Consider the following 26,436-nt stretch of genomic DNA (forward strand, 5'->3'; position numbering starts at 1 on the left):
GTTCTGGGTGGGCGGCCTGATACGCGAGGCGGCCAGTCTTGCAGGTGATTCTAGTCTCGTGGGGGGCGGCACGCGAGGCGGCACAGGCGGGACTCAACACCGCTGAAACCTTCCCCCTGGCAGCCGCAACACCGCGCCCTCCAGCTCCAGCGCCAGCAGATCCGCGTGCAGCGACGCCGCCGATCTGCTGGTGCGCAAGGCCAGCGTGTCGGGATGCACGGGCTCGTAGCCCATGGCTGTCAGCAGCGGATGGACCGCGGCGGAAAGCGGAGCGGGCTCGGGCGTCCCGTCGGGGGCGTGCGCCGCCCATCGGGTGCGTCCGCCCTTCGGCGGTCCCAGCTCCTCCGTGATGTCCTGCGCCACTTCCACCAGCTTCGCGCCCTGGCGGATCAGGGCGTGGCAGCCGCGCGACAGGGGCGAATGGATGGAGCCGGGCAGGGCGAAGACCTCGCGTCCCCCTTCGGCGGCCAGGCGCGCGGTGCCCAGCGAGCCTGACTGCCTGGCCGCCTCGACGACCAGGACGCCGCGCGCCAGCCCCGCCACCAAGCGGTTGCGGCGTGGAAAGTGGTGCGGCAGCGGTTCGGTGCCGAGCGGCAGCTCGGTGAGCAGCACGCCCTGCGCCGCGATGGCATTGGCCAGCTTGCGATGCGCGGCGGGATAGCACAGATCGATTCCTGTTCCCAGCACGGCCACGGTGCTGCCGCCATCGGCGCCGGCCTCCAGCGCGCCCGTGTGCGCCGCCGCGTCGATGCCGCGTGCCAGGCCGCTGACGATGCACCAGCCCGCCCCGGCCAGGTGTCGGGCAAAGGCTTGCGCGTTCGCCAGGCCCGCGGGCGTGGCGTTGCGTGCACCGACGATCGCCATGCCGTCGCTCTGTAGCCGCGCCAGCTCGCCTCGCGCGTACAGGACGAGAGGCGGGTCGGGCAGCGTGCGCAGCATGGCGGGATAGGCGACATCGTCCAGCGTCAGCAGATGGTGCGAGGCGCTTGCGGCCTGCCATGCCAGTCCCCGTTCGATGCCGTCGCGCATCGGCGCGGGCGGGTCCGCTTTCAGCTGGTCCGCCAATGCCGGGCTGGTCAGGCGGGCAAGCGCCGCGTGCGTGGCCTCCTGGATGGCGCCGGGCGACCCGAAGGCCCGCAGCAGGCCCAGCGCGGTGACAGGCCCGACGCCGGGTTCCAGCGACAGGCGCAGCCAGTGGGAGGGATCGGAGGGGGCGGCGGCGGGAGAGGCATCCATCCTGCCAGTGTGTCGGCCATGGCGCACACCTGTGGCGTCAGCGGGACAAGCCCGTCACACCGGAAAACCCCGCATGGGCGTATTAGTGCAAATCTATTAGAACTCCCTGGGCTATTGAACTAACATGAGGGCTTCCCTTCCCTCACAGGTCCGCAGTGCCATGGCTTTGCTTCCCATCCTTCACTATCCCGATCCGCGCCTGCACAAGAAGGCCAAGCCGGTGCAAGTGGTGGACGACCGCATTCGCCAACTGGTGCGCGACATGGCCGAGACCATGTACGACGCGCCCGGCATCGGCCTGGCCGCCACCCAGGTGGACGTGCACGAACGCGTGGTGGTCATCGATCTGTCCGAGGACCGCAGCGGCCTGATCGTGCTGATCAATCCCGAGATCCTGGGCAGCAGCGAAGAACGCAAGACCTACGAGGAAGGCTGTCTGTCGGTGCCCGGCGTCTACGACGAAGTCGAGCGTCCCTCCGCCGTGCGCGTGCGTGCACTGAACGAGCGTGGCGAGCCTTATGAATTCGACGCCGATGGCCTGCTGGCCGTCTGCGTGCAGCACGAAATCGATCACCTCGACGGCAAGGTCTTCGTGCAATACCTCTCGCAGCTCAAGCAGACGCGCATCAAGACCCGCGCGCGCAAGTCCGAGCGCGAATCCGCCCGCGCCTGATTCCTCCTGCCTGCAGGCCCGCCGCCAGCCGGCGGGTATGCTGTCATTGCGCTTCGCGCATCCCCTTGCGGCTCGCGCCGTCTTCTTCCTGGCTTTTCCTCCATGCGCCTCGTCTTTGCCGGTACGCCTGAATTCGCCCGCGTGGCGCTCGATGCGCTGCGCGCCGCGGGCCACGAGATCGTGCTCGTCCTGACCCAACCCGACCGGCCTGCGGGCCGGGGGTTGAAGCTCACGCCCAGCCCGGTCAAGCAGGCCGCCGTGGCGGCTGGCATTCCGGTGCTGCAGCCGCGCAGCCTGCGCCTGGATGGCAAGTATCCGGACGAGGCCGCGCAGGCCCAGGCCGCCTTGCACGACGCCGCGCCCGAGGCAATGGTGGTGGCGGCTTACGGCCTCATCCTGCCGCAATGGACGCTGGACCTGCCGCGGCGCGGCTGCCTGAACATCCATGCAAGCCTCCTGCCCCGCTGGCGGGGCGCCGCGCCCATCCAGCGCGCCATCGAGGCAGGCGACGCGCAGACCGGCGTGACCATCATGCAGATGGATGCGGGCCTGGACACTGGTGACATGCTGCTCGAGCGCGCCGTGAACATCGGCGCCGACCAGACCGCGGCCGCCTTGCACGATGCGCTTGCGCAGGTGGGCGGCGAGGCCATCGTCGAGGCGCTGCTCGGCCTGTCGGAAAACCGCCTGCACGCCCGGCCCCAGCCCGAGGCGGGCGTGACCTATGCGGCCAAGCTGGAGAAGGCCGAGGCGGCGCTGGACCTCACGCAGTCCGCCGAGCTGCTGGCGCGCCGGGTGCGCGCCTTCAACCCGGTGCCGGGCGCCAGCGTGCGCCTGCCGGGCCTGGACGAGCCCGTGAAGGTGTGGCGCGCGCAAGTGGCCTCGATGACCGCCGACGCCGCGCCGGGCAGCGTCATCCGCGCGGATGCCCAGGGCATCGACATCGCCACGGGGGCGGGCGTGCTGCGCCTGCTGGAACTGCAGAAGGCCGGCGGCAAGCGCCAGCCGGTGGACGTGTTCGTGCGGGGTTGGCAGGGCAATTGAGCCCCAAGGGCCTGGCTCAATCCGCCAGGATGAGCCGGGCCAGGTCCGCCGGCGTCTCGAACAGCAGGTCCGGCTGGCGTGCGCGCAGCACGTCGGGCAGGTTGTAGCCCCAGGTCACGGCGCCCGCCGCCACCCGCGCCTCGCGGGCGGCATCGATGTCCCGCAGTTCATCGCCCACCAGCAGCGCCTGTGCCGCGGGCACGCCTTGCCGGCGCAGCAGGCGGCGCATCTTGCCGGCCTTGCCGAACACGTCGCTGCCGCAGGCATCCTCGCTGAAGCAGGCCCACATGCGCGGCCCCAGGACCTCGCGCACGTTCTCGCTGCTGTTGGAACTGAGCAGCGCCAGGCGCACCCCGGCCGCGTGCAGCGTGGCCAGCGCGTCCTCGATGCCGGGAAAGAGCGCGAGGCCCGGGCGCGACGCCGCCATCCTGCGGCGCAGGAAGGCAACCACCGCCGGCACTTTCCACAGCGGCAGCCCCAGCTTGCGGAACACCTCCCGCGCGTCGTGCAGGCGCAGCGCGGCGCGCTCCTCGCGGTCGGGCGTGCGCAGTCCGTAACGCGCGCAGACCTCCTCGATCATGCCGTCGAACCAGTCCATGGTGTCGGCCAGCGTGCCGTCGAAGTCGAAGGCCACTAGCGCATAGCGCGGCGTGCCGGCGGGAAGCGTCATGCTCAGGTTTCGCCGCGGCCGATCCACTTCGTGACCACGGGGGCCTCGTAGGTCTCCAGGCGGTCCAGCAGCGTGCCCGGCTCGTTCGCCACGATCAGCATGTCGCGGTGGGGCTGCTTCACGAACTGCTCCGCCACCATGTGGTCGAGGAAGGCCGACAGCAGGTCGTAGTAGCCGCCGGCGTTGTACAGCGCGCAGGGCTTGTCGTGATGACCGAGCTGCGCCCAGGTCCAGATCTCGAAGAGTTCTTCCATGGTGCCCGCGCCACCGGGCAGGGCGACGAAGCCGTCCGAGAGGTCGGCCATCATGCGCTTGCGTTCGTGCATGGACTGGGTCACGTGGAATTCCGACAGGCCGTTGTGCGCCAGTTCCTTCTTGACCAGCGATTCGGGAATGATCCCGGTGACGTGACCGCCTTCGGCCAGCACGGCGTCGGCCACCGCGCCCATGATGCCCACGCTGGCGCCACCATAGACCAGGGCGATGCCGCGGCGGGCCATTTCACGGCCGAGTTCGCGCGCCGCCTCGAGGTAGACGGGCTGGCGGCCCGGATTGGAGCCGCAATAGATGCAGAGAGACTTACGTTTCATACCTGATGTGTCTTGTGAGGAAATGATTCGTTCCCGGCGCGGTGCCCAGGGAAAAGGGCAACTATAAGCAATCGCCCAGCGCGGCGCAGGCGGCGTGGGGTGGGGCGCCTTTTTGCCTTGGGGCGGCCCCAAGGCAAAAGCGACACCTTCCGTCACAAGCCCTATCCATCGAGACACAAGCCCGGCGAGGGCCGTCGATACACTGGACCCAGCTGATTCCGACACGGCGCGGACCCGCCCAGCGGGCCGCGCCTCTCATGGGAGACCACCACTATGAAATCGCATCTCGCCGAAAAAGTGCCCCACACCGGTTTTCACCTGGACGTGGAAGCCATCCGCAAGAAGGCCCGCAAGGATATCGAGTCGGGCGCCGTCACGGAAGGCTACCGCGCCGACCGCGAAACCATCATCGACATGCTCAATGGCGCCCTGGCCACCGAACTGGTCTGTACGCTGCGCTACAAGCGCCACTACTTCATGGCTACGGGCCTGAATGCCGAGCCGGTCGCCGCCGAGTTCGCCGAGCACGCCGCCCAGGAGCAGGAGCATGCCGACCAGCTCGCCGAGCGGATCGTGCAATTGGGCGGCGAGCCGAACTTTTCGCCCGACGGCCTCTCCAAGCGTAGCCACGCGGAATATGCGACGGGCGACACGCTGCAGGACATGATCAAGGAAGATCTGATCGCCGAGCGCATCGCCATCGACAGTTACCGCCAGATGGTGGACTATATTGGCGATACGGATCCGACCACCCGGCGTATGCTGGAGCAGATCCTTGCCGTCGAGGAAGAGCACGCCGACGACCTGTCGGACTTCCTGACGCGCAATTGAACCCGGAAGGTGGCGTGAGAGCCCGCGCATTGCGCGGGGCCGCTTTCCAACGCGGGCAGTAGGGGCCCAAGCGCCCATCGGCCGCGCCCGCCGGCCTTGCCAGTCGGGGCGTCCCGCTATCAGCGGGACGCCCCGGTTTTTGCTTGTGGCCCACCGCCTGTCCACCATGCTGCCTCGTTCGCCATGCCGCCTGCCGTACCGCCTTCGCGCCCTTCGACCGTTCACGTCCGCCGCTGGGCCGCAGGCCTGTTACTGGCGTGCCTGCTGCCCTGGGCAGGAGGGTGCAGCTTGCCGCCGCTGAAACCCCGTCCCGCCTCCCAGGCGCTGGCGGTGGAGGCCTCCCGCGACACTCCCTTGGGCCAGGGCGCGATGACCTACAAGGGCGACCGCGAGGGCAAGAGCGGCATCCACGCCCTGGACGACGCCCACGACGCCTTCGCCGCGCGCATCCTGCTGGCGCGCGCGGCCACGCACACGCTGGACGTCCAGTACTACATCTGGCGCGACGACATGACCGGCACATTGCTGCTGGAAGCCCTGCACGAGGCCGCCGACCGCGGCGTGCGGGTGCGCCTGCTGCTGGACGACAACGGCACCAATGGCCTGGACCGTGTGCTGGCTGCCCTGCATGCCCACCCGAACATCGAGGTGCGGCTCTTCAATCCCTTCGTTCTGCGTTGGCCCAAGATGCTGGGCTTCGTGACCGACTTCAGCCGCCTGAACCGGCGCATGCACAACAAGTCCTTCACCGCCGACAACCAGGCCACCATCATCGGCGGCCGCAACGTGGGCGACGAGTATTTCGGCGCGGGCGAGGACGTGCTGTTCGCCGACCTGGACGTGCTGGCCATCGGCCCGGTGGTGCGCGAGGTCTCGGAAGACTTCGACCGCTATTGGGCCAGTGAATCCGCCTATCCCGTGGATCAGCTGATCAAGGCTGCGCCGGAAAGCGACCTGCAGGACCTGGCCGCGCGCGCGTCGGTGCTGGAGCGCGACCCGGCCGCCGCGGCCTACATGAAGGCGCTGGAGGAACTGCCCTTCATCCAGCAACTGGTGCAAGGCGAGCTGGCGGTGCAGTGGGCCGTCACGCACATGGTCAGCGACGATCCGGACAAGGTGCTGGGCGTCAAGGGCGAGGACGGCAACCTGCCGGAACAGCTGCGCCGTGCCATCGGCGATCCCGAGCAGGGGTTCGACCTCGTGTCGCCGTACTTCGTGCCGACGAAATCCGGCGTGGCGGCCTTCGCGGCGCTGGTGGAACAGGGCGTGCGCATACGCGTGCTGACCAACGCGCTGGAAGCGACCGACGTGCCGGTGGTGCACTCGGGCTACGCCAAGCGCCGCAAGGCGCTGTTGCGCGCCGGGGTCGAGCTGTATGAAATGCGCGCCTCGGATGAGGGCGAGGCGGTGGAGATCCGCGGCAAGGGACGTTTCGGCAGTTCGGGCTCCAGCCTGCATGCCAAGACCTTCGCGGTCGATGGCAAGCGGCTTTTCGTCGGGTCGTTCAACTTCGACCCGCGTTCGTTCAACCTGAATACCGAGCTGGGCTTCCTGATCGACAGCCCGGAGATGGCACGGGCGGTGTCGGGCGTGTTCGACACGGATATCCCGCAGGCGGCCTATTCCTTGCGGCTGGAAGACGACGACACGCTGGTCTGGCTGGAGCAGCGCGACGGCCAGACGTTGCGGCACACGACCGAGCCGGGCACCACGGCGCTGAAACGCCTGGGCGTGGACATCCTGTCGCTGCTGCCGCTGGAGCCGATGCTCTAGGGCCTAGCAGAATGCGTCGTAGGGCGCCTGTGTCAACGCCACGGGAATGTCCGCGGCGGACACGTCCGAGACCAGCGTGAAATCCTGGAATTCGAAGCCCGGACCCACGGAGCAGCCCGCCAGCGCGTAGGCGCCGGTGGGGCGGGCGGCCTGCCAGGCGCCGGCAGGCACCACGCGCACCGGCGCCGTGTCGGCATCTGCGCGGCCCACGCGCCAGGTCTCGATGTGCGAGGCGCCAGGCAGCAGCACCAACAGTTCGATGGGCTCGCCCTCGTAGTGGTGCCAGGCCTCGTCGGCCGCCACGCGGTGCCAGCGGCTGACGGCGCCGCGCGGCAGCAGGAAATAGATCGAGGTCAGCGCGCAGCGGGACGCGCCGTCGGGCTCGCGCCGCACGCCCAGCGCCGAGCGGAAGACCTCGCGGTACAGCCCGCCCTCGGGATGCGGCTGCAGTTGCAGCAGGCGCACCAGTTCCTCTGCGCGCGCGTCCATCGTCAAACCGTGTCGCCCCAGAGGTCGTACTCGTCGGCCTCGGTCACGCGCACCCGCACGATGTCGCCAGGCGACAGTTCGCGGTCGCTGGCCACGTAGACACAGCCGTCGATCTCGGGCGCGTCGGCGCTGGAGCGGCCTACCGCGCCGTCCTCGTCCACCTTGTCGATCAGCACGTCGATCTCGGTGTCGACCTTGCGTTGCAGGCGGGCGGCCGAGATGCCCTGCTGATGCGCCATGAAGCGCTCCCAGCGTTCCTGCTTCACTTCCTCGGGCACGGCGCCGGCCAGCGCATTGGCCGGCGCGCCGTCCACGGCCGAATACTGGAAACAGCCCACGCGGTCGAGCTGGGCTTCGGTCAGCCAGTCCAGCAGGTACTGGAAGTCGGCCTCGGTCTCGCCGGGGAAGCCGACGATGAAGGTCGAGCGCAGGGTCAAGTCCGGACAGGTCTCGCGCCAGCGGTGGATGCGGGCCAGCGTGCGGTCCTCGAAGGCGGGGCGCTTCATGGCCTTCAGCACCGCGGGGCTGGCGTGCTGGAAGGGGATGTCCAGGTAGGGCAGGATCTTGCCCTCGGCCATCAACGGGATGGCCTCGTCCACGTGCGGATAGGGATAGACGTAGTGCAGGCGCACCCAGATGCCCAGTTCGGACAGCGCCTCGCACAGTTCGGTCATGCGCGTGCGCACCGGACGGCCGTTCCAGAAGCCCGTGCGGAATTTCACGTCCACGCCGTAGGCGCTGGTGTCCTGCGAGATCACCAGCAGTTCCTTCACGCCGGCGTCGGCCAGGCGCCTGGCCTCGTCCAGGACATCGCCGATGGGACGGCTGACCAGGTCGCCGCGCATGGACGGGATGATGCAGAAGCTGCAGCGGTGGTTGCAGCCTTCGGAAATCTTCAGGTAGGCGTAATGGCGCGGCGTCAGCTTGATGCCTTGCGGCGGCACCAGGTCCACATAGGGGTTGTGGATGACGGGCGCGGGCGCCGCGTCGTGCACCGCGCGCACCACCTGCTCGTACTGTTGCGGGCCGGTCACGGCCAGCACGCTGGGGTGCACCGAGCGGATGGCCGATTCCTCGACGCCCATGCAGCCCGTGACGATCACGCGGCCGTTCTCGGCGATGGCCTCGCCGATGGCGTCCAGCGACTCGGCCTTGGCGCTGTCGATGAAGCCACAGGTGTTGACGACGACGACATCGGCGTTGTCGTAGGAGGAGACGACCTCGTAGCCTTCGGTGCGCAGTTGGGTGAGGATGCGCTCGGAGTCGACGAGGGCTTTCGGACAGCCCAGGCTGACGAAACCGACTTTGGGGGTAGACATGGGGAAACCTTGGCGGGGCGAGGCCCGGCGATCGAGAAGGGCGAAATTTTACCGCTCCTTGGTCCCCTGGCCTCATCAGCGACCCCAATTTCGTCTCTCATCGGATCGGATTGTGGTGTGCGGGGCACAGCGATCGGGGAAATGTGGGGAGGTGCCGGCAGGAAAGCGTCGGGCCACCTGCAGGGATGGAGGCGGCCCGATAGGGGAAGCGCCGGGCTGGGCCCGGCATGCCGTAACGACTTACAGATTCGGTTCCGGCGTGATCTTCGAACCCTGGATCGACACGCCACCGGCCAGGCCGGCGTTGTTCAGCACGAAGCCGACCACAGGCTGGCGCGCCGTGTTCGAATCGATGTGGCCGTTGGCGCCGATCTTGGCGACCACGACGTTGGCGTCGGCACCGATGGTCCAGCCCTTGCTGTTGCGGAATTTCTGCAGGGCTTCATCGGTCATGAACAGCAGGATGGTGGCTTGCGACTGGGCGCCGGCCTGGAAGCCCAGCGAACCCGAGGCGACGCTGTAGTACGAGTCGTTCCTGCCGCCGACGCGCAGCACGCCGTTGCCGTATTCGCCGCCCACGATGAAGCTAGCGCCCAGCACTTGCGGGAAGATCAGCACGCCCTTGGCGTCGCGCACCAGTTGCTTGGATTCCGGCGCGGCGGTGTACAGGCGCGAGAGCGCGCCGTCGGCGGCCGAGTTGATTTCCGCGCGTTGCTCGGTGGGCGTCGAGCGGGCTTCGTGGTTGTTGACCGTGCAACCGGCCATGGCCAGACCGGCCAGGGCGAGGGTGGCGGCAGCCGCGGTGCGGCGGTTCAGGATGTGGGTGATTTTCGTCATGTTGGCTCTCCGTGAAATGTGGTGTCCCGGTGACTACTATCCGCCTTAAAACTGTCAGCGAAGTGAGCAAAGCCTGACAGTGCGCCAGCAATTGCAACAGTTCTCGAGGCGCTTCAGCGCTTGGCCGGCGCCTTGCGGCCCCGCTGCTTCATGTCTTCCACCATCTGGGTGCAGGCGTTGTCTTCCCCCACGCTGGGCGCGATCAGTGCCAGCAGGCCCGCCGCGGGCGTGAGCAGGGCGCCCAGGGCCACCATGCCGGCGCCGCGCGCCAACAACGGACCGGTATGCACGCCCGCCTTGGGATTGGCGAAAGTGCCCTGCACATACAGCGGCGAGCGTAGTGAAAAGATACGGAAACCTTTGCTGTGCGGGGTGATGTCCAGGTCCAGCGTCTCGTCGCGCAGGTTGATGGGGCCTTCCACTTCGACCAGGGCGTTCTCGGTGTCGAAGAGGAAGATGCGCGGGTGCATCACGCCTTTCTCGATGCGCATGTCGGCGGCCGCGCAATTGATCTTCACGGTGTCGTCGCCGAACATCGTGGTGATCAGGTAGTTGGCCACGTTCAGGCCGGCAATCTCGGTCAGCCCGCGGCTGATGGCGCCGTCGTTGATCAGGATGCTGAGACTGCCATTGGCCGTTCCCAGCAGCGCCGCCACCGAGTTGCCGGTGCCATCGATGGCGGCCTTGCCGTTGATCTCGCCCAGGCTGGTGCGCATGGGTTCGAAGCCCGGGAAGAGCTGCTTCAAGGCCAGGCTGCGGGCCTGCAGGTCGATGCGGCCGCGCAGCGGGGTGTCGCCGCCGTCCAGGCGGATGGCCGCGTCCAGCGAGCCGCCCGCCACGCCGAAGCGCAGGGGCATGAGCCGCAACGTGCCGTCTTCCAGGATCAGCCGGGCGTTCAGGTCGGTCAGCGGCAGGCGTTCGCTGTGGACGATGCGCTTGCCCGTCAGCGACACGTCGGCATCCATGGCGCGCCAGCGGTCGGTGCGGAACTCTGCATACGGCAATACCTTGCCGGCGGGCTGCCCGCTCTTGTCGTCCTTGGCCTGCGCGGCTTTCTCCTTGCTGTCGGCCTTGTCCGCGCCGTCGGCCGGCAGGCCGATGAGCGGCCCCAGGTCGGCCAGTTGCAGCAGATCCGATCGCAGCTTGCCGGTCAGCTTGGGACGAGGCTGGGTGGCGGCGTAGCGGATGTCGCCGTGCAGGTCGCTGTCGCCGACCTTGCCGTTGAAGCCGGAGTAATCGAAGACGGCGCCCGCCGGGTTGTGCAGGTCGGCGCGCAGCCGGCCATCGGTGGAGTAGGGCGGCGTATCGGGCAGGGTGACGCCGGTCAGGGCATAGAGGTCGGCCATGCTGTTGCCCGACAGGGCCAGGCGCAGGTCCAGCGCGCCCAGCTTCATGGGGTCGGTCAAGGTGCCGGCCAGGCGCACGCGGGTGGCGCCCGCGCGCAGGTCGGCCTGCAGGGGGAAGGGCGTGGCGGCGTCCTGCAGGGCCAGCAGGCCACCCACCTTGCCTTCGCCGGATACCTTCTGCGCCTTGTAGCTGCCGGTCATCTTCCAGCCGAAGGCGTAGTCGCCCGGGGTGGGGGCGTCCGTCGCGTCCTCCGCGCCAGCCGCTGCCTTGTCGCCGGCCTCGGCCCGCGGCTTCCCGTCACCGCCCGTTACGTCCTCGGCGGGCTTATTGCCGAAAGCCGTGAGCTGCGAGAAGGGAATGGGTTCGCCCAGCGGGTCCACCGCCAGCGACAGCTTGGCCTGCACGACCGCGTCATCCAGGTCGACCTTCGCGGTGTCGAAGCCTATCGTGCCGATGTCCAGGTCCCACGGCGTGGCCTTGGCCTCGTCGCCTTCCTTGGCAGGCAGGGAGAAATTCCAGTTGGCGCGGCCATCGGCCAGGCGCTGCAGCGAGGCAGTGGGGCCGGTCAGCTGGATTTGCGGGATGACGACGCGCCGGGCAATCAGCGGCAAGGGCGACAGGCGGGCCTCGACGGCGGCCAGGCTGGCCATCTGCGGCGTCTCGGCCCAGTCGGGATTGCCCAGGGTGATGTCGCGCGCCGTGACGTTCGGCCAGGGCACCCAGCCGCGCCAGCCGGTCACGCCGGGCTCGCGGCGCCATTGCACCGTCAGGTCGCCGTTGATGGCGAAGGGGCGATTCAGCTCCGTCGACACCTTGTCGTTGATCATGGGCCGGGCGCGGTTCCAGTCGAAGGTGGCGATGAAAACCACCGCGATCACCACCAGCACGACGAGAGTGGCCGCAAGGCCGATGAGGATTTTGATGCCGCGTGACATTGGGCCGCGTGCCATGGCGGGTCTCCTGTTGCATAGCCAAGCCGTCCGGGCAGACTACGCGTCTTGGCGGGCCTTTGCCTGACTGGATGTAACTACAATGCGCTCCATGCAGACATCCGTCCAGGCTCCGCCGCTTTCCGTTCTTCTCCTGTCCACCGCCCGCAACCTGCAGGCCGTGCTGTCCGGCCGGTCGTTGACCGATGCGCTGGCGGCCGTGCCTGCGGTGCAGCGGCCCGCGGTGCAGGCGCTGTCCTTCCAGGTCATGCGCGGCCTGGGCCGCGCCCGCGCCCTGCGCGAGGCGCTGGTGCCGCGCCCGCCCACGCAGCCGCTGCTGGATGCGCTGCTGCTGGTTTCCCTGGCCCTGCTGGATGCCTCGACGGCGCCCGAGGCCGACACGGAGACGGGCGCCCGCCGCCGGGCTGTCTCGCGCTACGCGCCGCATACGCTGGTGGACCAGGCCGTGCGCGCGGTTTCCAGCCAGCATCGCCTGCAAGGCGCCAAGGGGCTGGTCAACGCGGTGTTGCGCCGCTACCTGCGCGAGCGCGACGCCCTGGTGGCGGCACTGCCCGACACGGGCGAGGCACGCTGGAACTACCCCGATTGGTGGATTGCCCGCCTGGCCGAGGCCTACCCCGATACCTGGCAGGCCCTGCTTGCCGGCGCGGACACGCCGCCCGCGCTGACCTTGCGGGTCAATCCGCGCCGGGCCAGCCGCGAGGAGGTGGCCCGCGCGCTGGACGAGGCGGGCGTGGCGGCGGTGCCGGTGCACGCCCACGGCCTGGTGCTGGAAACGCCCAGGCCGGTGGCGCAATTGCCGGGCTATGCCGAGGGCTGGTGGTCGGTGCAGGATGCCGGCGCCCAGGTGGCGGCACCCCTGCTGGACGCACAGGACGGCTGGCGGGTGCTGGACGCCTGCGCCGCGCCTGGCGGCAAGACCGCGCACCTGCTGGAGGGCGCCAGGGTGGAGCTGCTGGCGCTGGACGCCGATGCCGACAGGCTGGCCCGCGTGGGGGAAAACCTGGCGCGCCTGGGGCTGTCGGGGCCGGACGTGACGCTGGTGGCCGCCGATGCCGCCGACCTGGATGCCTGGTGGGACGGCCGTCCTTTCGACGCCGTGCTGGCCGACGTGCCCTGCACGGCCTCCGGCATCGTGCGCCGGCACCCCGACATCCGCTGGTTGCGCCGCCCCGATGACCTGCCGCGCACGGCTGCCCTGCAGGCGTGCATCGCCGATGCGCTGTGGCGCACGGTGAAGCCGGGCGGCAGGCTGCTGTACGTGACGTGCTCGATCTTCCCGGAAGAGGGCGAGTCGCAGGCGCAGGCCTTTGCCGGCCGCCATGGCGACGCCGAGCGCCTGCCTGCGCCCGGCCAGATCCTGCCATCGGGAGCGGCGGCGCCGCTGTCGGATCAACACGACGGCTTTTTCTATGCCTTGTTTGCCAAGCGTGCCTGAATCGCCAAGAATACCGGCATGATGCGCTGCAACGATTCCCGTTCGCTTCCCCTGACTGCATGATCTCCCGCCGGATCCTCGTCTGCCTGCTCGCGCTGGCCGCCTGGCTGTCGGCCGCGCCTGCCTGGGCGGCCGATCCGTCGGTCACGCGCATCGACCCGGCGATCCACGATGGCCTGCTGCGCATCGACGCGGACGTGGATTTCGAACTGAACCCGCAGCTGCGCGATGCCGCCGAGCGCGGCTTGCCGCTCTATTTCACGGCGGACGTCGTCATTTCACGGGACCGCTGGTACTGGTTCGACGAGCAGGTGGCCGAGGCCAGCATCACCTGGCGCGTCGTGTACAACGCCCTCACGCGCCAGTGGCGGGTGGGCGCGGATGAGCTGTCGCTGCCGGTGTCCACGCTGGACGAGGCGATGGAGGTGGTGCGCAAGGTGCGCCATTGGTCCGTCGTGCCGCTGGACCGGTTGCGCTCCGATACCGAATACCGTGGTCAGTTCCGGCTGCGGCTGGATACCTCCCAACTGGCCCGGCCCTTCCAGGTGAATGCCTTGAACAGCAGTTCGTGGTCGTTGACGACCCCCTGGGCGCCCTTCAGCTTCTCGGTGCGCGGGGCCAGCGAGCCATGACGAAAGTATTGCGCTTTGCGCTGATCATCGGCGCAATCAGCGGATTGGCCCTCCTGGGCTTGTTGGCCTGGTCCACCGGCAACGCCTCGCGCTTCGCCCGTTATTACGACCTGCTGGTCATCCTGAACGGCGTGTTGGCCCTGGCCATGGGCGTCTGGGTGGTGGCGCTCACCGTGCGGCTGGTGCGGCAGTTGCGGCGCAGGCAGTTCGGCGCGCGGCTGACCGCCCGCTTCGCGCTGGCGTTCGCCCTGATCGGGGTGCTGCCCGGGGCGCTCATCTACACCCTGTCGGTGCAGTTCCTGTCGCGCTCCATCGAGTCCTGGTTCAACGTGCGGGTGGACAACTCGCTGGAAGCCGGCCTGAACCTGGGGCGCGCGGCGCTCGACTCCCTGCTGGCCGACCTGGATGCCAAGGGCCGCGCCTTCGCGCAGCAGCTGGCCAACACGCCCGACAGTGCCCTGCCACTGGCGCTCACGCGCCTGCGCGAGGCCAACGGCATCAGCGAGGCGATGGTCTTCACCAACGGCCGCATGGTGTCGTTCTCCACCGGCAACTTCGGCCGGCTGCTGCCCGAACTGCCGCCCGCCACGGTCCTGAACCAGCTGCGCATCTCGCGCGGCTACCTGGCGGCCGAGGCCGACGATCCGGGCGCCTCCGCGTCGGAAGAGGGCCTGCACCTGCGCGTGGTCGTGCCCATCAACACCCCGGAGCGCTACGACTCCCTGAACCTGGGCGGCGCGACCGCCGAGCCGCGCTGGCTGCAGCTCATCCAGCCCGTGCCCGAGCAGATCGCCCACAACGCCAACCGGGTCCAGCAAGGGTTCCGGGACTACCAGGAACTCTCGCTGTCGCGCCTGGGCATCCGCAAGCTCTATGGCCTGACGCTGACGCTGGCGCTGGTGCTGGCCACCTTCGGCGCCATCGCGGTGGCGCTCTACCTGTCCAAGCGCCTGGTGCGCCCGCTGCTGACCCTGGCGGCCGGCACCCAGGCGGTCAGCGTGGGGGACTACCGGCCCCTGCCCGAGCCGCCCGCGCGCGACGAGGTGGGCCAACTGACCCGTTCGTTCAACGCCATGACGCGCCAGCTCGACGAAGCCCGCCGCATGGTCGAGAGCAACCGCCAGCAGCTCGAACGCTCGAACGTCTACCTGGAAAGCGTGCTGGCCAATCTGTCATCCGGCGTGCTGACCTTCGACGAGGCTTTCCGTGTCACCACGATCAACCGTGGGGCGCAGACCATCCTGCACTCCGACCTGCGCGCCGTCATCGGCCGGCCGCTGGAAACCATCGATGGGCTGCTGGCCTTCGCGCAGATGGTGCGCCAGGCCTTCTCGGCCCACGACGCGGTGGGCTCCGAGCGGGCGCACTGGCAGCAGCAGGTCGAGGTCGCGATGCCGCACCTGGCGCCCGCGGGCGTCGGCTCGCCGCCTTCCGTGACGCTGCTGGCGCGCGGCACCCACCTGCAGGTCGACGGACGCGGCACGGGCTACCTGCTGGTGTTCGACGACATCACCGAAGTCATCTCGGCCAACCGCACCGTTGCCTGGGGCGAGGTGGCGCGGCGCCTGGCGCACGAAATCAAGAACCCGCTCACGCCCATCCAGCTGTCCGCCGAGCGCCTGGCGCACAAGCTTGCCGGCAGGCTGGAGGCCGCCGATGCGCAGATGGTCACGCGCGCCACGCAGACCATCGTGAACCAGGTCTCGTCGCTGAAGCAGATGGTCGACGATTTCCGCGAATACGCCCGCACGCCACCCGCGGTGCTGCAGCGCATCGACTTCAACGCGCTGGTCGACGAGGTGCTGGCGCTCTATGGCTGGGATCCGATCGCGGGCGAGGCGCGCGATCCCAGCGGCCAGGCCTTGCGGCTGGAAGTCGATCTGGCCGAGAATCTGCCTGAGATCGAAGGCGATGCCACGCAATTGCGCCAGATCATTCATAATCTGCTTGCCAATGCGCGCGACGCCATTGCCGAGCAGGAGGGCCAGGGCATCGTGCGTGTCAGCACCAGGCTGGCCCAGGCAGGACAGGTGGACGGCAAGGAACACTGCGCCGTGCGCTTCACGGTGTCGGACACCGGGCGCGGTTTCGCGCCGCAGGTGCTGCAGCGGGCTTTCGAGCCCTACGTAACGACCAAGTCTCACGGCACCGGCCTGGGACTGGCTATCGTCAGGAAGATCGTCGAAGAGCACGGCGGTCGCATCGACCTGGCAAACCGGAAGGAGGGGGGCGCGCGCGTCACCATACTCCTGACGCGCTTGGCAGGCCACTCGGACAAGGTGGACGCCCCTGTCTCGGAACAGGGATAATGCGGCGGACATAACAGGTGATCACTTATGGCCCGTATTCTGGTAGTTGACGACGAAATCGGCATTCGCGAATTGCTGTCCGAGATCCTGTATGACGAAGGTCATACGGTCGAGTTGGCAGAGAACGCCCAACAGGCACGTGAAGCGCGCCAGCGCACGCGTCCGGATCTCGTCCTGCTCGACATCTGGATGCCCGACACGGACGGCGTGAGCCTGCTCAAGGAGTGGGCGTCGCAAAGCCTGCTGGACATGCCTGTCATCATGATGAGCGGCCATGCCACCATCGACACGGCGGTCGAGGCCACGCGCATCGGCGCCATCGACTTCCTGGAAAAACCCATCACGCTGCAGCGCCTCCTGAAGACGGTGGCCGCTGGCCTGGCGCGCGTGCGCCTGCCGCAAGGCACCGCCGTGGCCGCCGCGCCGGCTCCCGCGCCCGTGGCGGCCGCCACCGCCCAATTGACCGTGCCGCACCACCAGCAGGCACCCGCGGCATCGGCCGCCGCCTATTCCCCGGGCCTGGCCGCCACGCCGGCTGCCGCCGTGGCGCCGGCGCAGGCCGATGCCGCCGAGCCCCCGGCCGCGGCCAACCAGGTCAGCGGCGTATCGCTGGACCTGCCGTTGCGCGAGGCGCGCGACGCCTTCGAACGCATCTATTTCGAATACCACCTGGGCCGCGAGAATCACAGCATGACCCGCGTGTCCGAGAAAACCGGCCTGGAGCGCACGCACTTGTACCGCAAGCTCAAGCAGCTGGGCATCGAGTCTTCACGCAAGCGCAGCCTCTGACGCATTCATGAAGATCCTCATCGTGGGCGCTGGGCGCGTCGGCACCAGCGTGGCCGAGAACCTGGTGTCCGAGCAGAACGACATCACCGTCATCGATCAGCGCCCCGACAGGTTGGCTTATCTCCACGAACGCTTCGACCTGCGCACGGTGCAGGGTGACGGCTGCCAGCCTTCCATCCTGAAGCAGGCGGGCGCCGACGACGCCGACATGCTGATCGCCTGTGTCGAGCAGGACAGCGCCAACCTGGTGGTCTGCAAGCTGGCGCGCCAGATCTTCAACGTGCCGCGGCGCATCGCCCGCATCCGTTCCCCCGAAATCCCCGAGATGCCGGAGCTGCTGGGCGAGGACGGCTTCTGCATCGATTCGCTCATCAGCCCCGAGCGCAGCGTCACCACCTATCTGCACAGCCTCATCGAGTTCCCGGAAGCGCTGCAGGTGGTCGAGTTCGCGGAGGGGCGTGTCAGCGTCGTCACCGTGAAGGTCGGCCCCAAGAGCCCGTTGGCGGGCCAATCGGTGCGTCACATGGACGCCGTCTTTCCCGACGTGAACGCGCGGCTGGTGGACGTGCAGCGCAACGGCCAGCCGGTCACGCAGGGCGCCGGCGGCATCATTACCCCGGGCGACGAAGTGCTGCTGGTGGGCGACACGCGCCACGCGCGGCGCGCGGTGCGCCAGCTGCACGAGGCGGAAAAGAGCGTGCGGCGCGTCATGATCGCGGGCGGCGGCAACATCGGCATGCGCCTGGCCGGCGACCTGGCCGACGAGGGCTACAGCGTGCGCATCATCGAGCGCGACCAGTCACGCTGCGAATACCTGGCAGCCCAGCTGCCTTCCAACGTGCTGGTGCTGCACGGCAACGGCACCGACGAGGCCCTGCTGGAACGCGAGAACATCGACGAGATGGACACGTGGCTGGCGCTGACCAGCGACGACGAGGACAACATCATGTCCTCGCTGCTGGCCAAGCGGCTGGGCGCGCGCAAGGTCATCGCGCTGATCAACCGCCAGGCTTATGGCGAGCTGATGCAGGGCAGCCATATCGACATCGCCGTGTCGCCCTCGCAGGCCACCATGAGCGAGCTGCTGCGCCACGTGCGGCGCGGCGACGTGGTGGCCGTGCACCGGCTGCGCCAGGGCAAGGCCGAGGCGCTGGAGGCCGTGGCGCACGGCGACCGTTCGAATTCCAAGGTGGTGGGCCGGCGCGTGTCGGACATCCGCCTGCCGCGCGGCGCGGCCATCGTCACGCTGGTGCGCGGCGAGGAGATCATCATGGCCGAGAACGACACCCTCATCGAGTCCGGCGACCACGTCATCGTCTTCGTGCCCACGCGTTCGCAGATGGCCAAGGTCGAGAAGCTCTTCCAGGTCTCGGCCTCGTTCTTCTGACGCGCCGCCCACGCTCCCCATGCGCCGTCTCGCCGCCATCCTGCACACGCTGGGCTTCGTCATGGCCCTGTTCGCCACCACCATGATTTTCCCCCTGGTGGTGGCGGCCTGGAATGGCGACGCGGCGCTCGATGCCTTCGTCGACGGCTTCCTGATCTCGCTGGGCCTGGGCCTTGCCTGCTGGCTGGGCACGCGGCGCTTCCGCACCGAGCTGCGTCCGCGCGACGGCTTCCTGCTGGCCTCGCTGGTGTGGACCGTGCTGCCCGCGCTGGCCACCATTCCGCTGCAGATCTATTTCGCTCGCGCGGGCACGCCGCTGTCCTTCACGGACGCCTATTTCGAGGCCATGTCGGGATTGACCACCACCGGTGGCACGATCCTGACCGGGCTGGAGTTCCTGCCACCCTCCATCAACCTGTGGCGCACGACGCTGGTCTGGGTGGGTGGCATGGGCATCCTGGTGCTGGCCGTGGCGGTGCTGCCGCTGCTGGGCGTGGGCGGGCACCAGGTGTTCCGGGCCGAGACGCCCGGCCCCATGAAGGACGACCGCCTGACGCCGCGCATCGCCAGCACGGCCAAGGCGCTGTACGGCGTGTATTTCGGCCTGTCGATCATCTGCCTGCTGGCCTATCGCGCCGTCGGGCTGTCCTGGTTCGAGGCCTGGTGCCACATGTCGTCCACGATGGGGCTGGGCGGGTTCTCCACCTATGACGAAGGCTTCGTGCACTACGACTCGGTCGGCGTGGAGGCCGTGGCGGTCGTGTTCATGACGATCGCGGGCATCAACTTCGCCACGCACTTCAACGCCTTGCGCCAGCACAGCCTGAAGGCCTATTGGCGTTGCCCGGAAGCCGTGCCCTACCTGGTGGTGATGTTCGGCGCGGGCCTGCTGATCTCGGCCTACCTGTACTGGCGCGGCGTCTATGGCGATCCGCTGGAGGCCTTGCGCTATGGCATCTTCAACACCGTGTCGGTCGCCACCAGCACGGGCTTCGCCAATGTGGACTACGCCCAATGGCCGCTCTTCGCGCCGCTGCTGATGCTGGTGCTGGCCATGTTCTGCACCTCGGCGGGCTCCACGGGCGGGGGCATCAAGATGATCCGCGCCATCATCCTGGTCAAGCAGGCGCGCCAGGAGATGGTGAGCATGCTGCATCCCCACGCCATCACGCCGGTGCGGGTGGGCGAGCGCGTGGTGCCGCCGCGCGTGCTGGTTTCGGTGCTGGCGTTCATGCTGGTCTATGGCCTGTCCATCGCGGTCATGACGGCGCTGATGCTGCTGTCGGGACTGGAGCCGCTGACGGCCTTTTCCGCGGTGATCGCCAGCATCAACAACACCGGGCCTGGCCTGGGCAGCGTGGGCCCCATGGGCAATTTCGCCGGCCTGACCGACTTCCAGACCTGGGTCTGCACCTTCGCCATGCTGATCGGCCGGCTCGAACTTTTCACCGTGCTGATCCTCTTCACGCCGGGCTTCTGGCGCAAGTGAACCGAGTGGCCGCCGCTCGTGGTTTTCCCTTATTTGGGGTAAACCCGAATGCCTGGAAAGCCTTGCTGTAAAAGCCTTTACAGCGTGTGCGTCGCCCCAGGGCGCGTTTTCCTTGAAAAGTCAGTGACCGCTTTCGTTATGCGCACGGGGCGTTTACGTCATCGTGCGCCAATGCTGCGATAAATGTCACGAATTTCAATCTTTCTGCCATGAATCGGCCTATACACTTGCGCGGCAACCCCCCCTCATTCAGGGGATCCGCGTGTGAGTGCCTGACCGCGGGTCCGCCGCCCTTAGGAGACCGGCATGGAACACATTCCCTTTGTTTCCTCGGCCCCGAACACGCTAGGCATCGAACTTGAACTGCAGCTGATCGACCCCCGCAGCTTCGACCTGGCAGTCGCATCCGAAGAACTGATCGCGCAACTCTCCGACCATCCCATGGCTGACCGGGTCAAGCCCGAGATCACCCGCTCGATGATCGAACTGAATTCGTCCGTGCATACCCATCCCGCCGGCCTGCTGGTCGAGATGCGTGAAATGCGCGATGCCCTGTGCAATGCCGCCGAAGTGGTCGGCGTGCGCGTGGCGGGCGGCGGCGCCCATCCCTTCATGCGCTGGCAGGATCGCGCCATTTCCGATACGCCACGCTTCCAGTACCTGGCCGAGATGTATGGCTACCTGGCGCGCCAGTTCACGGTGTTCGGCCAGCACATCCACGTGGGCGTGCAGTCGGGCGACCACGCCATCGCGCTCACGCGCCGGCTCACGCCCTATGTGCCGCACTTCATCGCCATGTCTTCCTCCTCGCCTTACTGCGAGGGCGTCGACACGCTCTTCTCGTGCTCGCGCCTGCACTCGGTCAACAGCTTCCCGCTGTCCGGCTTCATGCCGGCCGAGATCGACGACTGGTATCGCTTCGAGGCCCACCTGGCCAAGCTGCATTCCTTCGGCCTGGCCGAGAGCATCAAGGATCTTTATTGGGATATCCGCCCCAAGCCGGAGTTCGGCACGGTCGAGCTGCGCATCTGCGATACGCCGCTGACTGTCGAGAAGGCCTGCCAGCTGGCGGCCTTCGCGCAGGCCCTGTCGGTCTGGGTCATGCGCAATCCCGGCCCGGCCGATGGCGCGTGGATGGCCTATGCCAGCAACCACTTCCAGGCCTGCCGTTTCGGCCTGCATGGCAACTACGTCACGCCGGATGGTCAGCGCATGCGCCTGGCCGATCACCTGCGCGACACCTTCGAGCAATTGATGCCGGTGGCCGACGAACTGGGTACGCTCGACATGTTGTCCGGGTTGCGCGAGGACGTGCGCAAGAACGGCAGCGACGCGCGCTGGATGCGGGCGCAGTTCAATCGCCTGCGCGATCTTCCCGCGATGGTCGACGCCATGACCCATGCCTTCGACGGTGGCCGCGAGAAGGCCGTGCAGCAGACCACGCCGGAGCAGGCCGCCACGCGGCGCCGTATCCGCGCCACGTCCGAGCCCATGATGGCCGTGCAGACCCTTGCCACGCCGGATGTCCCTCCCGGCACCCTGCACTGATCCTGCATCACCCATGAGCCCGCGGCAGCATCGCAAGCTCACCTTCTTCGCCCGACAGGGCCGTGGCCGCCAGGCTGCGGCCCTGTGTGCTTGCGCCGCCCAAAAAGGCGCAGGCGCGGACTGTCCGGCCTGGGGGCGGCTGCCCCTACCCTGAACCCTTTTTCCGCGCGGCGGCGCCACGGCGATACACCGTGGCGCCGCCGCGTTTTGTCGTTTGATCGTCGTTTCCCCGTACACACGCTATAGAGGTTGAATCATGGCAGCACCCCTAGAAGAAAGTCGCTCGGCACGTTTCGCCATGCGTTGCGCCGCCTGGGCGGAACGCTGGTTCCCCGACTCCTGGGTCTTCGCCACCGTCGGCGTCCTCATCGTGACGCTGGCTGCGCTGGCCATCGGCGCCACCCCCGCTTCCACCGCCAAGGCCTTCGGCGACGGCTTCTGGAGCCTGATCCCCTTCACCATGCAGATGGCGTTCGTGGTGATCGGCGGTTATGTCGTGGCCACCTCAGGTCCGGCTTCCAGGCTGATCCACCGGTTGGCGATGCTGCCGAAGAACGGCCGCTCGGCCGTGGCCTGGGTCGCCATCATTTCCATGGTCGCGTCCTTGCTGAACTGGGGCCTGAGCCTGGTGTTCGGCGGGCTGCTCGTGCGTGCCATGGCGCGCCGCGAAGACCTGAAGATGGACTATCGCGCCGCCGGCGCCGCCGCCTATCTGGGCCTGGGCGCCGTGTGGGCGCTGGGCCTGTCCTCGTCGGCCGCGCAACTGCAGGCGAACCCTGGCAGCCTGCCGCCCTCGATCCTGGCGATCACGGGCGTCATTCCCTTCACGGAAACCATCTTCCTGTGGCAATCGGGCGCGATGCTGCTGGCGATCATGGTGGTCTCGCTCATCATTGCCTACGTGACCGCGCCCAGCGCTGCCAGCGCGCGCGACGCCAAGGCCTGCGGCGTGGATCCGGTGCTGGAGGCGCCCAAGGTCAGCAAGCCCACGCGTCCCGGCGAGTGGCTGGAGCACAGCCCCTTCCTGATCCTGGTGCTGGTGGCGCTGGCCGCCGGCTGGCTGATCCAGGAGTTCATGGCCAAGCCCGCCATCCAGGCGATCTCGGGCCTGAACACCTACAACCTGCTCTTCATCATGGCGGGTGCACTGCTGCACTGGCGCCCGCGCAGCTTCCTGGATGCGGTGGCGCGCGCGGTGCCCACCACCACGGGCGTGCTGATCCAGTTCCCGTTGTACGGCTCCATCGCGGCCATCATGACGCAGGTCGACGGCAGCGGCGGCGAGACGATCGCGCACTACATCTCCGAGTTCTTCATGCGCATCGCGTCGCACGACACCTATGCCGTGCTGATGGGCGTGTACTCGGCCGTGCTGGGCTTTTTCATCCCGTCGGGCGGCGGCAAGTGGATCATCGAGGCGCCGTACGTCATGCAGGTCGCCAACCAGCTGGAATACCACCTGGGCTGGGCGGTGCAGATCTATAACGCCGCCGAGGCGCTGCCCAACCTGATCAATCCGTTCTACATGCTGCCCCTGTTGGGCGTGCTGGGCCTGAAGGCGCGCGACCTGATCGGCTTCACCTTCGTGCAGTTGCTGGTGCACATCCCGCTGGTGCTGATCCTGCTGTGGGCGCTGGGCCAGACGCTGGCCTATATCCCGCCGATGCAGCCCTAGTTGCCGAATGCGCGGCAAGCCCGGCCTGTCGGCCGGGCCCTCAGTCGCGCGCCTTGCGTCCGATCGCGCTGACCGACAGCATCGTCTCGTTGGGCGCGCTGCGCCGCGTCGCGGCCCGCCACGCGTGGCCGTAAGACACTTCCATCGACAGCGCGATGAGCCCGTCGGCGTTGCGCTGCGCGTCGAGCGCATCCAGCAGCCGCTGGCGCCATGTCCGCGAGGCCAGGCCCGCGCGCCGCGCCGCGGCAGGGTTGCCGCCCAGCGCTCGCACGTCGGCCAGCAGCTTCACCGGGTCGCGATAGGTCAGCGTGATCGTTTCCTGGTCCATCACCGGGTCGGCGAAGCCGCTTTCCACCAGCAGGTCGCCGAAATCATGCATGTCGACGAAGGCGGGCGTGGCCGTGGCCAGCTTCGCGTCGGCCAGCGCCTGGCGCAGTTCCTTCAGCGTGCCCGGGCCCAGCCACGAGAACATCGCCAGGCCGTCCACGCGCAGCACGCGCCGCCATTCGGCCAGCACGGCATGCGGTTCGGGGTGCCAGTGCAGCGCCAGGTTGGACCACACGAGGTCCAGGCTCTCGGCGGGCAGTTCGGTCCTGGCCAGGTCCGCCTGCACGAACTGCACGGACGGCTGGCGCTTGCCCAGCTGCTTCAGCCAGCCCAGCGGGCCGCTGGCGGTGTGCTTGCGCCGGGCGATGTCCAGCAGCGGTGCACAGTGGTCCTGGCCGGTATAGCCCGCCTGCGGATAGCGCGCGCGCAGCGTGGGCAGGTTCGCGCCCGTGCCGCAGCCGGCGTCCAGCAGCGCCTGCGGCGCCAGCCGGATGTAGCCCAGCCGTTCGTCCATGCGCGTGGCGATCTCGTCGTAGAAGAAGCGCGCCTCGGCCAGCTCGCCACGGCGGGTGAACTGGCGCCGGACGTCGTCGGTGCGCAAGGGAAGGGGGGCGGGGGAGGACATATTGCTCTGGCCTGCGGCGCCACGCGCCGCGTAAACATGCTGGGATGCGTCTCGTGGACACTTCCAAAGAGGCAAACATTATGGACCATCCCCCGGCAGCGGCCCTGAATACCCCTAGCCCGGGTTCGCGCCGGCTGGCCGATGCGTGGCACCGGATCGTGGCGCGGCTGTCGACCGACTGCCCCTTGTGCGGCGGCGCCGCGCGCGGCGCCCGCCTGTGCCGGGGCTGCGCCGACGACCTGCGCCTGGCGTGGCAGGCGGCCACGCCCCGGCGTTGCCTGCGCTGCGCCATGCCGGCGATGGATACGGCCGGGCGCGGGTGTGGCTGCCCCTTGCGCCACGCGGCGTTCGTGCAGGCGGTGGCGGCGTTCGACTACCGCCCGCCCGCCGACCTGCTGGTGCTGGACCTGAAGAACCGCCTGCGCCTGTCGCGGTTGCGGGCCGTGGCGGCCCTGATGAGCCAGGCCGCGCGCGAGGCGGGCCTGTGCCAGGACGCCTCACGCGTGCTGGTGCCCGTGCCCGCCAGCCGGGCGTCGCTGCAGCGGCGGGGCTTCAATCCCGCGGCGGAACTGGCGCGTGCGGTGTCCGCCGAACTGGGGTGGTCCTGCCGGGGCGAGTGGCTGGCGCGGGTGCGCGATGGCCGCAAGCAAAGCCGCCTGGGCCGTGAGGCCAGGCGGCTTGCGGTGCTGGGCGCCTACGCCTGTCCGGTACGCATCGATGGCGCGCGCGTGGTGCTGGTCGACGACGTGATGACCACCGGCAGCACGGCGGATTCGGCGGCCCGTGCGTTGGTGCGTGCCGGTGCCGCCGAGGTGGTGGTGCTGGTGGCCGCCCGGGCGTGGAGCGAGATGCCGGTTGACGGGGCCGGCGCGGCCGCCGGCGTCATCCCACCCGAGGGGGCCGTTTTTTGGCTTGGGGCGGGCCGGTGATAAAAAATCGCTGCTCGTACAATGCCGCGATCATGTTCCACGTCATCCTCGTCCATCCCGAAATCCCGCCCAACACGGGCAACGTCATCCGCCTGTGCGCCAACACGGGGGCGCAATTGCACCTGGTGCGGCCGCTGGGCTTCGAACTGGATGATGCGCGCTTGCGGCGCGCCGGCCTGGATTATCACGAGTGGCAGCCCATGCAGGTGCACGACAGCCTGGAGGCGGCCCTGGCCGCCGCGGGCGCGCCGCCCGAGCGCTGCTTCGCCCTGACCACGCGGGCCACGCGCCTGCTGCCGGACGTGGCGTTCCAGCCGGGCGATGTGTTCGTGTTCGGTTGCGAGACGGCCGGCCTGTCCGATGCGGACCATGAGCGCTTCGCCCCCGGACAGCGCGTGCGACTGCCGATGCGCGCGGGGCAGCGCAGCCTGAATCTGTCGAATGCGGTGGCGGTGGCGGTCTTCGAGGCCTGGCGCCAGCACGGCTACGCGCACGGCGGCTGAGCGCCGCCACGCTGCGCGGCGCGCTCAGTCCAGCGAGAGGCCCAGGCGCGTGATCACGGCGTCCCAGCGCGCCTTTTCATCCCGGATCCGGTGCGACAGCGCTTCGGGCGTGGAAGACCTGGCGGTGAAGAACTGCTGCGCGAATTGCTCGCGCACTTGCGGGCGCTCCAGGATGCGCGCCAGTTCGCGGTTCAAGCGCTCGATGACGGGCGTGGGCGTGCCCGCCGGCGCCAGCATGGCATTCCAGGAAATCGATTCGAAGTCCTTGTAGCCCGCCTCGGACATGGGCGGCACGCCAGGCAGCGCCGGGTCCGCCTGCAGGCTGGTCACGGCCAGGGCGCGGGCGCGGCCGTCGCGCACTTGCGGCATGGCGATGGCAGGCACCATGAAGCCCGCCTGCACGTCACCCGCCAGGATGGCCGTGATGACCTGCGGGAAGCCGGAGTAGGGCACCTGCAGCAGGTCGATGCCGGCGTCATGCTTGAACATTTCCATGGCCAGGTGGGCCGAGCTGCCCGGGCCGACCGAGCCATAGTTCATGGCGCCCGGGCGGCGGCGCGCCAGGTCCACCAGTTCCTCGACCGACTTGATGTTCAGGTTCTTGGCCACCACCAGCACGTTCGGGCTGGTGCCGATGAGCGAGATGGGCGCGAGATCCGCGCCGGGGTCGTAGCCCAGCGTGCGCGGATACAGCGTGGGCGCGGTCACCAGCGGGCCGTTGATCGTGTAGAGCAGGGTATGGCCGTCGGGCTTGGCATGTGCCACGCTGCGCGTGCCGATGTTGCCGCCCGCCCCGGGCTTGTTTTCCACGATGACGGGCTGGGCCAGCGCGTCGGACAGCGGCCCGGCAATGGCGCGCGCCAGCGTGTCGGGCGAGGAGCCCGCCGGATACGGCACGATGATGCGCACCGGCTTCTCGGGCCAGTCGGCCTGGGCAGGCGCACCGGCCAGCAGCGCGCAGGCAGCGGTCAGGGCCGCACCGAACTGGCGCAGTCGGGCGGTGAAGACATTGCCAGGCACCATCGC

General features: G+C 68.7%; 23 protein-coding genes. 14 read left to right on the forward strand and 9 right to left on the reverse strand.

What is annotated here, in order from left to right:
- Positions 1 to 93: 93 nt before the first annotated feature.
- Positions 94 to 1,236, reverse strand: a complete 1,143-nt coding sequence (gene dprA / locus ODI_RS02185; RefSeq protein ID WP_067756252.1) for a DNA-processing protein DprA — start codon at positions 1,234 to 1,236, stop codon at positions 94 to 96.
- Positions 1,237 to 1,396: 160 nt separating this feature from the next.
- Between dprA and def the strand changes: the two genes are divergently transcribed.
- Together def and fmt are read left to right on the forward strand one after the other, a co-directional pair.
- A complete protein-coding gene (gene def / locus ODI_RS02190; protein ID WP_067756255.1) occupies positions 1,397 to 1,909 on the forward strand; it encodes a peptide deformylase in 513 nt (170 codons plus the stop codon).
- Positions 1,910 to 2,011: 102 nt separating this feature from the next.
- On the forward strand, positions 2,012 to 2,953 hold the full coding sequence (gene fmt / locus ODI_RS02195; protein WP_067756258.1) for a methionyl-tRNA formyltransferase: 942 nt from the start codon (positions 2,012 to 2,014) through the stop codon (positions 2,951 to 2,953).
- A gap of 16 nt (positions 2,954 to 2,969) precedes the next feature.
- Here the strand turns inward: fmt and ODI_RS02200 are convergent, their stop codons facing one another.
- Positions 2,970 to 3,623 (reverse strand): HAD hydrolase-like protein, encoded by a 654-nt coding sequence (locus ODI_RS02200; protein ID WP_067756261.1) that lies wholly within the window; start codon positions 3,621 to 3,623, stop codon positions 2,970 to 2,972.
- Between the two features lie 2 nt (positions 3,624 to 3,625).
- Positions 3,626 to 4,213, reverse strand: a complete 588-nt coding sequence (locus ODI_RS02205; RefSeq protein WP_067756264.1) for an LOG family protein — start codon at positions 4,211 to 4,213, stop codon at positions 3,626 to 3,628.
- Between the two features lie 273 nt (positions 4,214 to 4,486).
- Between ODI_RS02205 and ODI_RS02210 the strand changes: the two genes are divergently transcribed.
- Together ODI_RS02210 and ODI_RS02215 are read left to right on the forward strand one after the other, a co-directional pair.
- On the forward strand, positions 4,487 to 5,044 hold the full coding sequence (locus ODI_RS02210; RefSeq protein WP_067756266.1) for a ferritin-like domain-containing protein: 558 nt from the start codon (positions 4,487 to 4,489) through the stop codon (positions 5,042 to 5,044).
- A gap of 183 nt (positions 5,045 to 5,227) precedes the next feature.
- Positions 5,228 to 6,817: a phospholipase D family protein gene (locus ODI_RS02215; RefSeq protein WP_082985391.1), complete on the forward strand. Its 1,590-nt coding sequence runs from the start codon at positions 5,228 to 5,230 to the stop codon at positions 6,815 to 6,817.
- Positions 6,818 to 6,820: 3 nt separating this feature from the next.
- Here ODI_RS02215 and ODI_RS02220 read toward each other — a convergent pair whose 3' ends face one another.
- From ODI_RS02220 to ODI_RS02235, 4 genes are all read right to left on the reverse strand, one after another.
- Complete coding sequence (locus ODI_RS02220; RefSeq protein WP_067756270.1) at positions 6,821 to 7,306, reverse strand: cupin domain-containing protein; 486 nt, start codon at positions 7,304 to 7,306, stop codon at positions 6,821 to 6,823.
- A 2-nt stretch (positions 7,307 to 7,308) separates the two neighbouring features.
- Positions 7,309 to 8,625 (reverse strand): 30S ribosomal protein S12 methylthiotransferase RimO, encoded by a 1,317-nt coding sequence (gene rimO / locus ODI_RS02225; protein ID WP_067756272.1) that lies wholly within the window; start codon positions 8,623 to 8,625, stop codon positions 7,309 to 7,311.
- A 240-nt stretch (positions 8,626 to 8,865) separates the two neighbouring features.
- Positions 8,866 to 9,462, reverse strand: a complete 597-nt coding sequence (locus tag ODI_RS02230; protein WP_067756275.1) for a BPSL1445 family SYLF domain-containing lipoprotein — start codon at positions 9,460 to 9,462, stop codon at positions 8,866 to 8,868.
- A gap of 113 nt (positions 9,463 to 9,575) precedes the next feature.
- Positions 9,576 to 11,744 (reverse strand): AsmA family protein, encoded by a 2,169-nt coding sequence (locus ODI_RS02235; RefSeq protein WP_067756278.1) that lies wholly within the window; start codon positions 11,742 to 11,744, stop codon positions 9,576 to 9,578.
- A 106-nt stretch (positions 11,745 to 11,850) separates the two neighbouring features.
- On the opposite strand from ODI_RS02235, the gene rsmB reads away from it, so the two are divergent.
- The 8 genes from rsmB (at position 11,851) to ODI_RS02275 (ending at position 23,026) form a co-directional block, all read left to right on the forward strand.
- Positions 11,851 to 13,197 (forward strand): 16S rRNA (cytosine(967)-C(5))-methyltransferase RsmB, encoded by a 1,347-nt coding sequence (gene rsmB, locus ODI_RS02240; RefSeq protein WP_408635883.1) that lies wholly within the window; start codon positions 11,851 to 11,853, stop codon positions 13,195 to 13,197.
- A gap of 59 nt (positions 13,198 to 13,256) precedes the next feature.
- Entirely contained in the window at positions 13,257 to 13,829 is a 573-nt protein-coding gene (locus tag ODI_RS02245; protein WP_067756282.1) for a DUF4390 domain-containing protein, read from the forward strand.
- Positions 13,826 to 16,138 (forward strand): sensor histidine kinase, encoded by a 2,313-nt coding sequence (locus ODI_RS02250; RefSeq protein ID WP_067756288.1) that lies wholly within the window; start codon positions 13,826 to 13,828, stop codon positions 16,136 to 16,138. The genes ODI_RS02245 and ODI_RS02250 overlap by 4 nt, the downstream gene beginning before the upstream one ends.
- 27 nt (positions 16,139 to 16,165) lie before the next feature.
- Positions 16,166 to 16,927: a response regulator gene (locus ODI_RS02255; RefSeq protein WP_067756291.1), complete on the forward strand. Its 762-nt coding sequence runs from the start codon at positions 16,166 to 16,168 to the stop codon at positions 16,925 to 16,927.
- A 7-nt stretch (positions 16,928 to 16,934) separates the two neighbouring features.
- Positions 16,935 to 18,314 (forward strand): Trk system potassium transporter TrkA, encoded by a 1,380-nt coding sequence (trkA, locus tag ODI_RS02260; protein ID WP_067756292.1) that lies wholly within the window; start codon positions 16,935 to 16,937, stop codon positions 18,312 to 18,314.
- A gap of 19 nt (positions 18,315 to 18,333) precedes the next feature.
- Positions 18,334 to 19,803, forward strand: a complete 1,470-nt coding sequence (locus tag ODI_RS02265) for a TrkH family potassium uptake protein (RefSeq protein WP_067756294.1) — start codon at positions 18,334 to 18,336, stop codon at positions 19,801 to 19,803.
- Between the two features lie 306 nt (positions 19,804 to 20,109).
- The gene (locus tag ODI_RS02270) at positions 20,110 to 21,351 is read left to right on the forward strand and encodes a YbdK family carboxylate-amine ligase (RefSeq protein WP_067756298.1); all 1,242 of its coding nucleotides are present in this window, start codon (positions 20,110 to 20,112) and stop codon (positions 21,349 to 21,351) included.
- Positions 21,352 to 21,607: 256 nt separating this feature from the next.
- A complete protein-coding gene (locus tag ODI_RS02275) occupies positions 21,608 to 23,026 on the forward strand; it encodes a short-chain fatty acid transporter (RefSeq protein WP_067756301.1) in 1,419 nt (472 codons plus the stop codon).
- A 40-nt stretch (positions 23,027 to 23,066) separates the two neighbouring features.
- Here the strand turns inward: ODI_RS02275 and ODI_RS02280 are convergent, their stop codons facing one another.
- Positions 23,067 to 23,978, reverse strand: coding sequence for a methyltransferase domain-containing protein (locus tag ODI_RS02280; RefSeq protein WP_067756307.1), 912 nt, complete (start codon positions 23,976 to 23,978; stop codon positions 23,067 to 23,069).
- A gap of 80 nt (positions 23,979 to 24,058) precedes the next feature.
- Between ODI_RS02280 and ODI_RS22170 the strand changes: the two genes are divergently transcribed.
- A complete protein-coding gene (locus ODI_RS22170) occupies positions 24,059 to 24,907 on the forward strand; it encodes a ComF family protein (RefSeq protein ID WP_157929697.1) in 849 nt (282 codons plus the stop codon).
- A gap of 32 nt (positions 24,908 to 24,939) precedes the next feature.
- Positions 24,940 to 25,410, forward strand: coding sequence for a tRNA (cytidine(34)-2'-O)-methyltransferase (locus ODI_RS02290; RefSeq protein WP_067756310.1), 471 nt, complete (start codon positions 24,940 to 24,942; stop codon positions 25,408 to 25,410).
- Between the two features lie 24 nt (positions 25,411 to 25,434).
- On the opposite strand, the gene ODI_RS02295 is transcribed toward ODI_RS02290, so the two are convergent.
- Positions 25,435 to 26,433, reverse strand: coding sequence for a Bug family tripartite tricarboxylate transporter substrate binding protein (locus tag ODI_RS02295; RefSeq protein ID WP_067756313.1), 999 nt, complete (start codon positions 26,431 to 26,433; stop codon positions 25,435 to 25,437).
- Between the last annotated feature and the right edge of the window lie 3 nt (positions 26,434 to 26,436).

The organism is Orrella dioscoreae, assembly GCF_900089455.2.
GTDB lineage: Bacteria > Pseudomonadota > Gammaproteobacteria > Burkholderiales > Burkholderiaceae_B > Orrella > Orrella dioscoreae.